14 protein-coding genes are annotated in these 14,085 nt (G+C 66.8%); 6 read left to right on the forward strand and 8 right to left on the reverse strand.

The features are described 5' to 3' along the window. The first annotated feature begins 21 nt into the window (after window positions 1–21). Window positions 22–504, forward strand: a complete 483-nt coding sequence (locus C8J45_RS16925; protein WP_181321261.1) for a YdcF family protein — start codon at window positions 22–24, stop codon at window positions 502–504. 136 nt (window positions 505–640) lie between these two features. On the opposite strand, the gene C8J45_RS16930 is transcribed toward C8J45_RS16925, so the two are convergent. Together C8J45_RS16930 and C8J45_RS16935 are read right to left on the reverse strand one after the other, a co-directional pair. Beyond that, window positions 641–1,321, reverse strand: a complete 681-nt coding sequence (locus C8J45_RS16930; protein ID WP_107964292.1) for an HAD family phosphatase — start codon at window positions 1,319–1,321, stop codon at window positions 641–643. Beyond that, a complete protein-coding gene (locus C8J45_RS16935; protein ID WP_107964293.1) occupies window positions 1,318–1,992 on the reverse strand; it encodes a YggS family pyridoxal phosphate-dependent enzyme in 675 nt (224 codons plus the stop codon). The genes C8J45_RS16930 and C8J45_RS16935 overlap by 4 nt, the downstream gene beginning before the upstream one ends. Before the next feature lie 22 nt (window positions 1,993–2,014). Here C8J45_RS16935 and C8J45_RS16940 point away from each other — a divergent pair, with 22 nt between their 5' ends. Beyond that, window positions 2,015–2,575 carry a thiamine phosphate synthase gene (locus tag C8J45_RS16940; protein ID WP_308811361.1) on the forward strand — a complete coding sequence of 187 codons (561 nt, stop codon included), beginning with the start codon at window positions 2,015–2,017 and terminating at the stop codon, window positions 2,573–2,575. Window positions 2,576–2,655: 80 nt separating this feature from the next. Here the strand turns inward: C8J45_RS16940 and C8J45_RS16945 are convergent, their stop codons facing one another. Then, on the reverse strand, window positions 2,656–3,363 hold the full coding sequence (locus C8J45_RS16945) for a hypothetical protein (protein WP_181321262.1): 708 nt from the start codon (window positions 3,361–3,363) through the stop codon (window positions 2,656–2,658). A gap of 291 nt (window positions 3,364–3,654) precedes the next feature. Between C8J45_RS16945 and C8J45_RS16950 the strand changes: the two genes are divergently transcribed. From C8J45_RS16950 to holA, 4 genes are read left to right on the forward strand one after another with little or no spacing between them, the layout of a single operon-like run. After that, window positions 3,655–4,086, forward strand: a complete 432-nt coding sequence (locus C8J45_RS16950) for a DUF3576 domain-containing protein (RefSeq protein WP_056053843.1) — start codon at window positions 3,655–3,657, stop codon at window positions 4,084–4,086. Between the two features lie 11 nt (window positions 4,087–4,097). Further along, window positions 4,098–6,779 (forward strand): leucine--tRNA ligase, encoded by a 2,682-nt coding sequence (gene leuS, locus C8J45_RS16955; protein WP_107964295.1) that lies wholly within the window; start codon window positions 4,098–4,100, stop codon window positions 6,777–6,779. Beyond that, a complete protein-coding gene (gene lptE, locus C8J45_RS16960; RefSeq protein WP_107964296.1) occupies window positions 6,776–7,306 on the forward strand; it encodes an LPS assembly lipoprotein LptE in 531 nt (176 codons plus the stop codon). The genes leuS and lptE overlap by 4 nt, the downstream gene beginning before the upstream one ends. After that, complete coding sequence (holA, locus tag C8J45_RS16965; RefSeq protein ID WP_056053835.1) at window positions 7,303–8,322, forward strand: DNA polymerase III subunit delta; 1,020 nt, start codon at window positions 7,303–7,305, stop codon at window positions 8,320–8,322. The genes lptE and holA overlap by 4 nt, the downstream gene beginning before the upstream one ends. Before the next feature lie 300 nt (window positions 8,323–8,622). Here holA and C8J45_RS16970 read toward each other — a convergent pair whose 3' ends face one another. The 5 genes from C8J45_RS16970 to mnmE are packed head-to-tail and all read right to left on the reverse strand — an operon-like array spanning window position 8,623 to window position 14,082. Continuing rightward, window positions 8,623–9,522, reverse strand: a complete 900-nt coding sequence (locus C8J45_RS16970) for a ParB/RepB/Spo0J family partition protein (protein ID WP_107964297.1) — start codon at window positions 9,520–9,522, stop codon at window positions 8,623–8,625. Beyond that, on the reverse strand, window positions 9,519–10,301 hold the full coding sequence (locus C8J45_RS16975) for a ParA family protein (RefSeq protein ID WP_055874932.1): 783 nt from the start codon (window positions 10,299–10,301) through the stop codon (window positions 9,519–9,521). The genes C8J45_RS16970 and C8J45_RS16975 overlap by 4 nt, the downstream gene beginning before the upstream one ends. Next, the gene (gene rsmG / locus C8J45_RS16980) at window positions 10,298–10,918 is read right to left on the reverse strand and encodes a 16S rRNA (guanine(527)-N(7))-methyltransferase RsmG (protein ID WP_107964298.1); all 621 of its coding nucleotides are present in this window, start codon (window positions 10,916–10,918) and stop codon (window positions 10,298–10,300) included. The genes C8J45_RS16975 and rsmG overlap by 4 nt, the downstream gene beginning before the upstream one ends. Next, the gene (mnmG, locus tag C8J45_RS16985; RefSeq protein ID WP_107964299.1) at window positions 10,915–12,750 is read right to left on the reverse strand and encodes a tRNA uridine-5-carboxymethylaminomethyl(34) synthesis enzyme MnmG; all 1,836 of its coding nucleotides are present in this window, start codon (window positions 12,748–12,750) and stop codon (window positions 10,915–10,917) included. Before mnmG ends, rsmG begins: the two co-directional genes overlap by 4 nt. 54 nt (window positions 12,751–12,804) lie before the next feature. Then, window positions 12,805–14,082, reverse strand: a complete 1,278-nt coding sequence (mnmE, locus tag C8J45_RS16990; protein WP_107964300.1) for a tRNA uridine-5-carboxymethylaminomethyl(34) synthesis GTPase MnmE — start codon at window positions 14,080–14,082, stop codon at window positions 12,805–12,807. Window positions 14,083–14,085: the final 3 nt, after the last annotated feature.

A 14,085-nucleotide genomic window follows, 5' to 3' on the forward strand; every position in this document is an offset into this window, starting at 1 on the left:
CCACCTTCCAGGCGCCTGATCGTGGTGTTCGGCGCGGCCGTTCGTCCCGATGGCAGCCCGAGCCCGACTCTTGCCCGCCGCATAGCGTTCGCGGCCGCCGCGGCGGCGCGCTACGTCGACGCGGACCTGTTCTGCTCAGGCGCCAAGGGGACGCACGGGCCCTCGGAAGCGTCGGTGATGGCGAATGTGCTGGCCGAGACGGTCGATCGATCGCGGATCCATCTCGACGAGGCCAGCGTGGATACGTTGCAGAGCGTCGTCGCCGCGACCGCGTTCGCGCGCGCGGGGCAGTATGCGCAGTGCATGATCTGCACCGACGGCTACCACCAGCCCCGCATTCGCATGCTGTTCGCGATGCTCGGTATGCCCGCGAGCGCCATCCACGTGCCGCATGGCGGGAGCCGGCGGTACCAGCTCAAGATGCGGTCGCGGGAAGCGGCGGCGATTCCGTATGATCTGGTTGCAGGTATCGGCGCGATCTGGCGACGGAAGCGGGCGGGCTAAGCGACCATCGCCTCCACGCTGGTCGAACGGAGCACCCTTGCCCGTCGTCTAGTTTGTTTCCCAGCGAAGGCGGGGACCCAGACTGGGCTCCCGCCTTCGCGGGAGAACAAGGAGGCAGGAGACTCCCAGGCTCCGATCAAATGCTTCCAATCAACCGGGTCACGTCGGCGAAGCTCTCCGCCAGCGCATCAACACCGATCGCCTTCAGCCGCGCACCATGCTCGGCATTGCAATGCGACCCCGCCGACAAACCAATGACATAGCCGCCTGACGCTACCGCCCCAGTCGCCCCCACAGGCGAATCCTCGAGGATCGCTGTCCGTGCAATATCGACGCCCAACTGCCGCGCGCCAAACAGATACAGGTCGGGTGCGGGCTTGCCGTTCGTCACATGCTCCCGCCCGCTATAGAGGTGGTCGCCGAACGCATCGCGCAGCCCGATATGCTCCAGATGCCGCGCGATCCACGAAACCGGGCTCGACGAGACGATAGCCTTGGGCAAGTCGGCAGGAAGCGAGCGGACGAACGCTACTGCGCCCTCGATCGCATTGACACCGGCCGCCATCACACGCTCGTCTTCAGCTTTGCGCGCGGCGTAGAAATCGTCGGGGAGAGGCCGGTCGATCCAGCGTTCGACCGCGTCGATGAACTGAGGCCCGGCAAGCCCCATAAAGTTCGCCATCGAATCTTCAGCGCTGGTCGGGTGCCCCGCGGCGGTCAGCCATTCGGCGATGTGCCGGTTGCCCACGGCTTCGCTGTCGATCAGCACGCCGTCGAAGTCGAACAGCAGTGCGTCGAACCGAACCGGTATGCTCATGCGCCCGTCCCCCGCGCACCGAACAACGCGCTGCCGATCCGGACGTGAGTCGCGCCGATCGTCACCGCCGTCTCGAAATCGTCCGACATGCCCATGCTGAGCCCGGTCAGCCCGTGATCGCGCGCGAGCTTTGCCAGCAGCGCGAAATACGGCGCCGGCTCGATGTCCGCGGGCGGCAGGCACATCAGCCCCGCGATCGGCAAACCGGCGGCGCGCGCCTGTTCCACCAGCGCAGGCAGGTCCGCGATTGCGCAGCCGCCCTTTTGCGGCTCGTCGCCGATGTTGACCTGGAGGAAACAGTCCGGCCGACGATCGCTTGCCTCCATCGCCTTGCCCAGCGCGGCGACCAGCGACGGGCGATCGACCGCGTGGATGCAGTCGAACAACGCCACCGCCTCGGCCGCCTTGTTCGACTGGAGCTGGCCGATCAGGTGCAGTTCGACGTCGGGATATTTCTCGCGCAACGCCGGCCATTTCTCGGACGCTTCCTGCACGCGGTTCTCGCCGAACACGCGCTGGCCCTCGGCGAGCAGCGGCTCCATCGCCTCGACCGGATGCGTCTTGGAGACCGCGATCAGCGTCACGTCTGTGATCCGGCGATCGGCGATCTCTGCGGCCTTGGCGATCTGGGTGCGGATGGCCTGCAATTTGGTGGTGTCGTCAGCAATCATGCGGCGCGCTATAGGCAGCGGCGTGGCTCGTCGTAACCCCATTCCCGCGCGCTGGCTGATGACCGACGAGCGGATGGGCGATGCCCTGTGGCCCGCGCTAAGGCGATTGCCGCTGGGATCGGGCGTGGTGTTTCGCCATTATGCTACGTCTGCGCGGGAACGCCGTGCGCTGCTGCGGCGGATTATGCGCTTGGCCCAGGCGCGCAAGTTGGTCGTGGTGGTGGCCGGAGCCTCTACGATCGCGGCCGACGGCGTGCATGGTCGGGCACGGACTCGCGGGATCAGAACTTGGCCCGCGCATTCACGCGTCGAGGCCCTGGCCGGAACGCGCGCGGGAGCCGATGCTCTATTTGTGTCGCCGATCCACGTTACCCGGTCGCACCAAGGTACGGCCAGCATAGGCCCGGCGCAGGCCGTACGAATCGGACGAGGGCTTGGGATACCGGTGATCGCGCTCGGCGGAATGACCGAGTCGCGCTGGCGGCGCATCCAGCGGTTCGGCTTCGACGGCTGGGCCGCGATAGACGCCTGGATGCCTAAAATACGCCGTCATCCTGACGAAAGTCAGGATCCAGTCCCATGAGACGCAGCGATCAGTAACTCTGGGTCCTGACGTTCGTCAGGATGACGGGAAGGAAAGCCGAGCATCGCTCCGCCTGACGCCTAGAAGCGGAAGGCGGTGCCCAGATACACGGCCTGGCTGTCGCGGCGGTCGTCATCGACCTTTACGAAGCGCTCGCGGTCCGACCGGTACCGCACGCCCGCGGTCACCGCGAGGCTACGCGTCAGAGCGTAAGACCCGCCAAGATCGACCGAATAGCTCGGCGCATCCTCGACGAGGCGTGGTGCGCTCGACAGCGGACGATCTGCCGCAGCCTTCACCGTCCCGCTGAACCGCTTGGCGCTGTAGCTCACCGCAAGGTCAGCCGCCTCACGCCCACCCGGCATTGCGCCGAGATCGAGCTTGTTCACGTCGCCCGAGATCGCGAACCGCTTCCAGCCCACCGACATGCCGAGGTTGTAGGCGATTGGCGCAATACCGACGGTCGGCGTGGTCGAAGCGAGGCTGGCCGTGTTCGCAACACCGCGGTTGGTCTGCGCACGGACCGCGACGGTCACCGCACGGTTGTCCTGCCGCGTTTCGGCGGGCGTGAAGCGGAAGCTGCCAGCGTCGAAGCCACCGCGCGCGAACATCGCGGCAAGGCGGGGGTCGGCGGCGGCGGGAGTGAACGATCCGATACCGCGGACCGCAGCGGCGTTATGCTTGGCGATCCGGGCGGGCTGTTCGCTGGCGCCGAAGGCAGGCGCGACGATTGCGGCGGTGGCGACAAGCGCCCCGGCAACCACCCCAACTATTCCCCCACGCGTCATCACAACGAATCTGTCCTTCGAATCCCGTAATCGGATCCTGTTAAACCTCATCTAACATGAATTGATCCACAGCAAAGGCCGCAGAACCGCCCATTCCCACCCTTCGTCGCCGAATTGTCGGACAGTGTTGCAATCAGCACACAGATCGCCGCGATAGCGCTACCGAATCGATTGCTCTCACGGTCGGGCCAGCCCTCCGCGCATACGCTCGTCGCGCACGCCGGCGTCTGCTTGCGGGCGCGCGGGCACGCCTGTAGAGCAAGGGCTGATTTTCTTGCCAGGATGATGCCCATGTTCCGCCGCTCGCGTATCGCAGTCGTGCTGTTTGCCCTGCCTCTCGTCGCTTGCGGCGGCGGATCGGCGCGTCCCAAGGCGGATCTCGCCGCGTCGAAGATCACCACGATCGGTGTGAACAGCTATCTGTGGCGCGCGAGCCTCGACACGCTGGGCTTCATGCCGCTGCTGCAGACCGACTCCAACGGCGGCGTGATCGTCACCGACTGGTACATCAATCCGCAGACCCCGACCGAGCGCATGAAGGTCACCGTGTCGATCCTCGACCAGGATCTGCGCGCCGATGCGCTGCGCGTCGCCGCCCTCCGCGAAGTCAACCGCAACGGCCAGTGGGTCTCGTCGCCGGTGCAGGCCGCGACCACGCAGAAGCTTGAGGACATCATCCTGACCAAGGCCCGCGACCTGCGCCGCGCCTCGATCGCGGGCTGAGGACTGATATAATGGCGTCGCGTTTCAATGCGTTGAAGGCGGACGCGGCGTGGCAGAAGGTCTGGGACGAGCGCAAGACGTTCGCCGCCGACGATCTGTCGACCAAGCCGCGTTCGTACGTGCTCGAGATGTTCCCCTATCCGTCGGGGCGCATCCACATGGGGCATGTCCGGAACTACACGATGGGCGACGTGCTCGCGCGGTTCCGTCGGATGAAGGGCATGGAAGTGCTCCATCCGATGGGCTGGGATGCGTTCGGCATGCCCGCGGAGAACGCGGCGATGGAAAAGGGCGTGCATCCGGGTACCTGGACGCGCGCCAATATCGCGACGATGAAGGCGCAGCTGAAGCGCCTCGGCTTCGCGCTCGACTGGACGCGCGAACTGGCGACGTGCGAGCCTGAATATTACGGCCACGAGCAGGCGCTGTTCCTCGACCTGTTCGCGGCGGGCCTTGTGTACCGCAAGGAATCGGCGGTGAACTGGGATCCGGTCGACATGACCGTGCTCGCCAACGAGCAGGTGATCGACGGTCGCGGTTGGCGCTCCGGCGCGCTGGTCGAGCGCCGGAAACTGTCGCAGTGGTTCCTGAAGATCACCGACTTCGCCGACGAGCTGGTCGACGGGTTGGGCGCGCTCGAGCATTGGCCCGACAAGGTCAAGCTGATGCAGGAGAACTGGATCGGCCGCAGCCAGGGCCTGCAGTTCAAGTTCGACCTCACTGCTCCCCTCCCGCTCGCGGGAGGGGTCGGGGGAGGGCCTGACACGAACGCGGCGGCAGCGTCCGAGGATGCCTCCCCTCCCCTAACCCCTCCCGCAAGCGGAAGGGGAATAGATAGCGTCGAGGTCTTTACCACCCGCCCCGACACGATGTTCGGCTCCAGCTTCGTCGCCGTCGCCGCCGATCACCCGATCGCGCGCGCGATCGCCAATACGAACCCCTACGCCGCGGCCTTCATCGAACTGTGCAAGCGTGGCGGCACCACTGCGGCCGAGCTCGATACGCAGGAAAAGCTCGGCTTCGACACCGGCCTCCGCGCGGTGCATCCGCTCGACAAGAAATGGCACCTCCCCGTCTACATCGCGAACTTCGTGCTGATGGAATACGGCACCGGCGCTGTGTTCGGCGTGCCCGCGCACGACCAGCGCGATCTCGATTTCGCGCGCAAATACGATCTGCCCGTCAAGCGCGTCGTCAGCGAAGGCGATGACGAAGCCCCCGTGTTCGCCGGCGACACCGCCTGGACCGGCGCGGGCACCATCGTGAACTCGCACTTCCTCAATGGCATGGACATCGAGGACGCCAAGCGCGTCGTGATCGAGCGCGCCGAGGGCGAAGGCTGGGGCAAGGGCACGACCGTGTTCCGCCTGCGCGACTGGGGCGTCAGCCGCCAGCGTTACTGGGGCACGCCGATCCCGATCATCCACTGCGACGCGTGCGGCGCGGTGCCGGTGCCCAAGGACCAGTTGCCGATCGTCCTGCCTGAGGACGTTAGCTTTGACGTCCCAGGCAACCCGCTCGATCGTCATCCGACCTGGAAGCACGTCCCCTGCCCGTCTTGCGCAGGCCCTGCCCGCCGCGAGACCGATACGCTCGACACGTTCGTCGATTCGTCGTGGTATTTCATCCGCTTCGCCAGCCAGCCGGACGCTAAACCGTTCGACCGGTCGGGCGCGGAGAAGTGGCTGCCGGTCAATCAGTATATCGGCGGCGTAGAGCATGCGATCCTGCACCTGCTTTATGCCCGCTTCTGGACGCGCGCGCTGAAGCATATCGGCATGCTCGACATCGCCGAGCCATTCGCCGGGCTGTTCACGCAAGGGATGGTCACGCACGAGACGTATAGCCGAGGCGACGCCGGCGACGCGCAGCCGGAGGCCGACACCGACGACGACGATTCGAGCGACGCGCCGGTGAAGACGAAGTGGCTGTCTCCCGACGAGGTCCGCAAGACCGATGCAGGGTATATCGAGATCGCGACCGGCGGCCCCGTGACGGTCGGTCGCGTCACGAAGATGTCGAAGTCGAAGAAGAACACCGTCGATCCCGAGCCGATCGTCGATCAGTACGGCGCAGACGCGGTGCGCTGGTTCGTGCTCTCCGACTCGCCCCCCGAGCGCGATCTCCCCTGGAGCGAGTCCGGCATCGAAGGCGCGTGGCGGTTCGTCCAGCGTCTCTGGCGCCTGATCGAGTCCGACGACGCCGCCAAGGCCGAGGGCGACGACATCGCCTTACGCAAACTCTGCCACCGCACGACGGTAGGTATCGAGAGCGATATCAACGCCTTGCAGTTCAACAAGGCCGTTGCACGCCTCTACTCGCTGTGCAGCGCGATCGAGAAGGCAGCGCCCTCCGCAGACCGCGAACAGGCGATCCACACGTTGCTGCTGCTCGTCAGCCCGATGGTCCCGCACGTCGCCGAGGAAGCATGGGCGACCGCTGGCAATGACGGCCTGATCGCCGACGCCGCGTGGCCGATCGTCGACCCGGCGATGCTGGTCGACGACGAGGTCACGATCGCGGTGCAGGTCAACGGCAAGCTGCGCGACACGCTCGTCTTCCCGAAGGGCGCACCGAAGGACGAGGTCGAAGCCGCCGCGCTCGCCTCCGAAAAGATCGTCCGCCTGCTCGAGGGCAAGCTGCCCCGGAAAGTGATCGTCGTGCCCGACCGTCTCGTGAACATCGTCGTATGAAGCGCCTAGCGATCCTCGGCGCGCTCGCGCTGGCCCCCGCACTATCCGGCTGCGGCCTGCATCCGCTCTATGCAGGCGGCAGCAGCGGTCCGGTCGCGGGTGCGCTCGGTCAGGTCGAGATCGCACCGATCGCGGGGAAGAACGGCTGGCTGATGGCCACCGCGCTGCGCGATCGCCTGCCCTCGAACGGCGCACCGGCGCTCTACCGGATCGACATCCGTCTCGACGACACGATCAGCGGCCTCGGCGTCCGCACCGACGACAGCGTCTCGCGCGAACGCCGCACGTTGCGCGCGCGTTATCAACTCGTGCGGATCGGCGACAATTCGGTGCTGCTCGACGCGACCGCCGGCTCCGACGCCGGCATCGACGTCGTCCGCTCCGAATATGCGACGATCGCGGCGGAGAACACCGCGCTCGAACGCCTGTCGCAGATCGTCGCCGACCAGATCGTCGCGCGCGTTGCGCTGTATGCACGCAACACGCCTACGGTCGCCGCGGCGCAGGCCACTTCGCCCGCCAAGTGAAGGCCAGCGCCGGCCAGATCCGCGGTGCGCTGGCCAAGCCGGGCGGCGACATCCGCCTGTACCTGCTCCACGGCCCCGACGAGGCCGGCGCAAGCGACCTTGCCCGCGTACTGGCCAAGGCGATGGGCGCGGATGCCGAACGCGTCGATCTCGACGGGTCGACGCTCAAGAGCGACCCCGGCCGGCTGACCGACGAAGCCGCGTCGCTATCCTTGTTCGCCGGGGCCCGGTTCGTCCGCGTCGCGTCGGCCGGCGAGGAAAGCCTCGAAGCGTTCACCAACCTGCTCGCGGCTGAACGCGTCGGCAACCCGGTCGTCGCGATCGCCCCGACCGTCAAATCGACCGCCAAGATCGTCAAGCTCGCGATCGACTCCCCGCGCGCGATGGCGTTCGCCTGCTACGCCCCGACCGCGCAGGACGCCGAACGCCTCGCCACGACGATCGCCAACGAGAACGGCCTTCGACCCGCCCCCGGCGTCGCCCGCCGCCTGGTCGATACGACCGGAGGCGATCGCGCCGTCATCTCTCGCGAGATAGAGAAGCTCGCGCTATACCTCGACGCCGCGCCCGATCGGCCGGCGGACCTTGATCATCACGCGCTCGATGCAGTCGGTGCAGACCTCGGCGATGCGGAGATGAGCCGTGCGATCGATGCCGTCATCGAAGGCCGGGTCGACGATCTCGGCGCCGAACTCGCCGTGCTCGAAGAAGCCGGCACGTCGCCGATCCCGTGGCTCCGCCAACTCGTCCGCCGCCTGATCGCGCTCGCCGACATGCGCGGCGAAATCGACCGCGGCGAAGCGGTCGACGCTGTGATGAAACGCCATCGCGTGTTCTTCAAGGAAGAGGCCAGCACGGCTAGGTCGTTACGCCGCTGGTCGCCGGTAATGCTCGCCACCGCGATCCAGCGCGTCCGAACCGCCGAGCGGGCGATCATGGCGTCGGGGAATGCTGGCGGTGTGGTGGCGGAGGCAGCAGTGGTGGCGCTATCCCAAGCGATCGCCCGGCGGAACTAACGCGCACCCGCGTCTGCGTCTGCGTCTGCATCCGCTTCCCTCTTCCCGACCTCCCACCTTCCGTCATCCCGGCGCACGCCGGGACCCATGGACGCGGGACATTGGCTCATGAAGCGCACCGCAACCGTGGGTCCCGGCTTCCGCCGGGATGACGGAGATTGTGGTCCATCCTCCACCCTTCACGCCCTCCTATCCCCCGTTCGTCCTGAGCGAAGTCGAAGGATGGTCCGGGAGGCAGGTGCTTCGACTTCGCTCAGCACGAACGGGCGGGGTGCGATTGGCTCAGCGTGAGCCTGCGCCCTAGATCGCCCCACCCGTCAACCGCTGACAAACCATATCGAGCTGGTCCAACGTCGAGTAATTCAACGTCAGCGTTCCCCCAGTCTCGGAATGCGCCACCTTCACCTGCAACCCCAACAAGTCCGCCAACTGCCGCTCCAACGCCGCAATATCCGCATCCGGCACCCGAGGCTCGGACGCCCCACCGCCGCCACGGCTCCGCCCAGGCTTCGCATCGCGCGCCAGCTTCTCGGTCTCGCGCACCGACAGCCCCCGCGCCACGACCTGGTCCGCCAGCGATTCCACGTCGGGTGACCCGAGCAAAGCCCGAGCATGCCCCATCGACAGCGATCCATCGACCACCTGCGACTGCACCTGCGCCGGCAGCTCCAGCAGCCGCAGCAGGTTCGCGACATGACTGCGCGACTTGTGGACGATCTTGGCGAGCACCTCCTGCGTATGCCCATACTCGCCCGCCAGCCGCTGATACGCCTGAGCCTCTTCGATCGCGTTGAGATCCTCGCGTTGGATATTCTCGATCAGCGCAATCTCGAGCGTCTCGGCATCGTCGAAGTCGCGGACGACGACCGGCACCTCGTGCAGCCGCGCACGCTGCGCCGCCCGCCAGCGCCGCTCACCCGCGACGATCTGGAAGTCATGCCCATGCGGCCGGACGACGATCGGCTGGATCAACCCGCGCGATGCGATCGACGCGGCCAGCTCGTCGAGCATCGCCTCGTCGAAATGCCGCCTCGGCTGATCGGGATGCGGCGACAGCGAACTGACCGGCAGCATCCTCACACCCGACGACTGCGGGGCCGACGCGCCATCGGCGGACACCGGCGTCTCGCGCGCCATCTCGCCGAGCAGCGCGTTGAGGCCCCTGCCCAGCCCCGGCCGGCCGCGCTTGTTCTCGCTCATGCCGCAGCCTGCGCGGTAGCGGGGAGCCGGCCGATCAACTCACGCGCGAGTGCGATATACGCCTGCGACCCCGAACACCGGTGATCGTAGATCAGCGCGGGCAACCCGTGGCTTGGCGCCTCCGACAGCCGCACGTTGCGCGGGATCACCGTCTCGAACACGACCTTGCCGAGCACCGCGCGGACATCCGCCGAAACCTGGTCGGTCAGCCGATTTCGCCGATCGAACATCGTCAGCGCGACACCGAGGATCGACAACCCAGGATTGAACCGCTGGCGGATGCGCTCGACCGTACTCAACAACTGCGACAACCCCTCGAGCGCGAAAAATTCGCATTGCAGCGGCACCAGCAGCGAGTCCGCCGCGACCATCGCGTTGATCGTCAGCAGCCCGAGCGATGGCGGGCAATCGATCAGCGCGATATCCCACGGCCCCTGCGCCGCCTTCACGGCGCGATCGAGCCGGTGCGTGCGCGCATCGAAATCGACCAGCTCGATCTCCGCGCCCGACAGGTCGACCGTAGCCGGCACGATATCGAGCCGCGGCACGCGCGTATGCACCACCGCTTCCTCGATCGACGTCTCGCCGACCAGCACGTCGTAGCTCGACCGCTCGCGCTGTGAATGGCCGATGCCGAGTCCGGTCGACGCATTGCCCTGTGGATCGAGATCGACCAGCAGCACGCGCATGCCCGTTGCCGCGAGCGCGGTCGCGAGGTTGATGGCGCTGGTGGTCTTGCCCACCCCACCCTTTTGATTGGCGACCGCGATGGTGATCATCGCGCGCTTACCCGATCCAGAACCACGATCGACGACTCCGGGTTCGTGACGCTTTGTTCCACGTGGAACATAAACCGCCAATGCTGCTTGAGCGCGGCCAGCTCCTCCTCGTCAAAACGCCCCCGAGGAAGCAACCACCGCGTCTCCGTTGTGGCGCAGTGCGCCGCACCACGCAAAAGGTTTTGCAATGACGCGACCGCGCGGGCGGAAATGATCGATGCGTCGGCCGTGGCATTCTCCACCTTCGAGGCGTGAACGCGGACCTGTTCGCCGAGCCCAAGTCGAGCGACACACAATTGGAGGAAGTCCGCACGACGACGCCGAGGCTCGACCAGATCGACCGGCCCCTCGCGAACCAGCGCGACGACCATGCCGGGAAACCCCCCGCCAGTGCCGATATCGAGCCAGCGCTTCGACGAGGTATCCGCCCCTGCGAGAGCGACAAGCTGAAGCGAATCGACCACATGCCGATCCCAGATCGTCGGGATCGTCGACGGTGCGATCAGATTCTGGTGCGGCGCTTCCTCGACGACCATCGCCACGAATGCGGTCAACCGCTCGGTAGCCTCCGCCCCGAACCGTTCGGTGGTCCAGCTCTGTGCGTCGTCTTCGGTCATGCTGGCACTCGTTTCGTATGCAATAATACCGCGGACAACGCCGCCGGTGTGATCCCACGCACCCGCGCCGCTGCCGCCAGCGACGTCGGCCGCGCCGCGCTCAGGCGGTCGATCATCTCGTTCGACAGACCCGGCACGCGGTCATAGGCAAGGTCCTCGGGCAAACGGATCGCCTCGTCGGCCCGCAACCGCGCGACCTCCTGCGCCTGCCGTTCGATATACGGTGCGTAGCGCGCGTCCTCTAACACTTCGTCAACGACTGCCGCCGGGATGCCTTCCGCCGCGTCCGGCGCGACGTGCGCGAGCTTGACCCCCTCAAACCGGAGCCAGTCGAACGCCGTCCGCCACGCACCATCTCGACCGATCGCAACGCCCTGATCGGCAACCTCGGTAGCGGTCCGCTCACAATCGAGCGCCGACCGGAAGCGGGCACGGTCTTCGGCCAGTGCATGCTGATGTGCCAACCGTTCGGGTCCAAGACACCCCGCCGCCTCCGCAATTCCACCCAGCCGCGTCTCGGCATTGTCCGCACGCAACGACAGCCGAAACTCGGCGCGTGCGGTCAGCATCCGATACGGCTCGGTCACCCCTTGCAGCGTGAGGTCGTCGATCATCACCCCAAGATAACTCGACGCGCGATCGAGGATCACCGGCGCCAGATCGCACGCATGTGCCGCCGCGTTGAGCCCAGCGACCAACCCCTGCCCCGCCGCTTCCTCATACCCGGTCGTACCGTTGATCTGCCCCGCGCAAAACACGCCCTCGATCGCACCCAGCGCAAGCCGCGTATCGAGCGCCCGCGGGTCGATATAATCATACTCCACCGCATAGCCGGGCATGGTCATCGTCACGCGCTCGAGCCCCGGAATGCTAGCCAGCATCGCCGCCTGAGCCTCGACCGGCAGCGACGTCGACAGCCCATTTGGATAAACTGTCGCATCGTCGAGGCCCTCGGGTTCGAGGAAAACCTGGTGCCCGTCGCGGTCACCGAACCGATGAACCTTGTCCTCGATCGACGGACAGTAACGCGGCCCCGCCGCCTCGATCGCACCGGTGAACAGGGGCGACCGATGGAATGCCTCGCGGATGATCACATGCGTCCGGTCGGTCGTGCGGGTGATGGCGCACGCGATCTGCGGAAGCGGGCGCGCGCGAGTCATCGGCGACATCGTCCAGGGATCGAGGTCCGACGGCTGTTCCGCAAGCGCACCCCAGTCAATCGTCCGACCATCGAGCCGCGGTGGCGTCCCCGTCTTGAGCCGCGCCATCGGCAGGTCCCGCACGCGCAACTGGTCGGCGAGTGGCTTGGCCGCACGCTCGCCAATCCGGCCCCCTTCCTCGCGGTCATCCCCCCGGAAAATCCGTCCGCCGAGGAACGTGCCGGTCGCTAGCACGACCGCTCGGGCCGCCACGATCGCGCCATCCGCCAGCACGACACCCGCCACGCGATCGCCGTCGAAATGCAACGCCGTCGCCTCGCCCTCGACGATCGACAGCCCTTCCGTGGCCGCAAGCATCGCCTGGATCGCACCGGAATAGAGACGGCGATCGGCTTGGATCCGAGGCCCCTGCACCGCCGAACCCTTGCTGCGATTGAGCATGCGATAGTGGATTGCAGCCGCATCGGCGGCGCGTCCGATCAGCCCGTCGAATGCGTCGACTTCGCGAACCATGTGCCCTTTGCCCAGGCCGCCTATCGCCGGATTGCACGACATCGCGCCAATATGCCGCGCGTCGAACGACACGATCGCAGTACGCGCGCCCCTCCGCGCCGCCGCGGCTGCGGCTTCGGTTCCGGCATGGCCACCGCCAACCACCACTACATCGAACATGTCACGGCCGTAGAACGCCGCGACCGACGCGTCAAAGATGTTCCACGTGGAACATCATTTCCCGATGCAGAAACGTCCGAACAGCGCGTCGAGCATTTCCCCGGTCGCGTCGAGCCCCAGCACGCCAGCAAGAATCGCGCGAGCCTGTCGGAGGTGTTCCGCGACGATAAGCGCGTCCGAGCTTCGATACCGAAGCGCCTCTACCGCCGAAGCGCACTGCCGACGCTGGTGTTGTTTCAATGCGATCTCATCGCCACGCGGCAGCATCGCAATCGCCCGCTGATGCAGTTCACCCCACAGGAAATCGAGCGATTCCCGGTCGTTCTGCGAGACCGCCAATGTCCGACCAGACGGCAACTCTCGCCGCCCCGGCAGATCCGCGCGCGCATGAATCCAGATCGCATCGGCGCGGGACGGCGCGGTATCGGCCAGCCACATCACGATGTCCGCTGCGGCGAGCGCACCTTCCGCCCGCGTGACACCGATCGCCTCGATCGGGTCGAGCGTATCGATCAGACCCGCGGTATCGGTCAGCACATAGGCGACACCGTTCCGCGTCACCGGAACGTCGATCCGGTCGCGCGTCGTTCCCGAGATCGGCGAAACGATCGCCGCATCGCGCTCGCCGAGCAGGTTGAGCAACGTCGACTTGCCGCTGTTGGGTGGGCCGCCAATGACGACCCGCAGCCCATCCTTCAGCCGCTCGACCGGCGGGGCGTCGACCACTGCCTCGATCTGCGCCGCGAGCGCAGCGATCTCCGAGACGATCGCATCGAACGCCGCGGTATCGCTCGCGACGTCATCCTCGTCGGCGAAGTCGAGCATCGCCTCGATCCGCGCGGACAGCATCGCGACCGAGTCCATCCAGCCACGAACCGCCTGGCTCACCCGCCCCTCCGCCGCAGTCATCGCCGCTACCCGCTGGCTCTCGGTCTCGGCTTCGAGAAGATCGGCAAGCCCTTCGGCTTCGGTCAGGTCGATGCGGCCATTGGTCAGCGCGCGACGCGTGAACTCGCCCGGCTCGGCATGACGAAGGCCGGGCATCCCCGACAACGCACGCTCCACCGCCGCAATCACTGCCCGACCACCGTGGCAGTGAAACTCGACAAGATCTTCGCCGGTAGCCGTCGCGGGTCCGGGAAACACGATGACCAACGCGCGATCGAGAAGCGCCCCATCGGTGTCCCGCAGTCCCCGGAGGCTGGCATGGCGCGGTGCCGGCAAAGGTCGCGCCAGCGCCTCGGCCGCAGCAAATGCCTGGGGCCCACTCACCCGAACGACAGCGATCGCCGCTGGCGGCCGTCCGCTCGATACCGCGAAAATCGTCTTCACGGG

This window comes from Sphingomonas sp. PP-CE-3G-477, assembly GCF_003050745.1.
Classification (GTDB): domain Bacteria; phylum Pseudomonadota; class Alphaproteobacteria; order Sphingomonadales; family Sphingomonadaceae; genus Sphingomonas.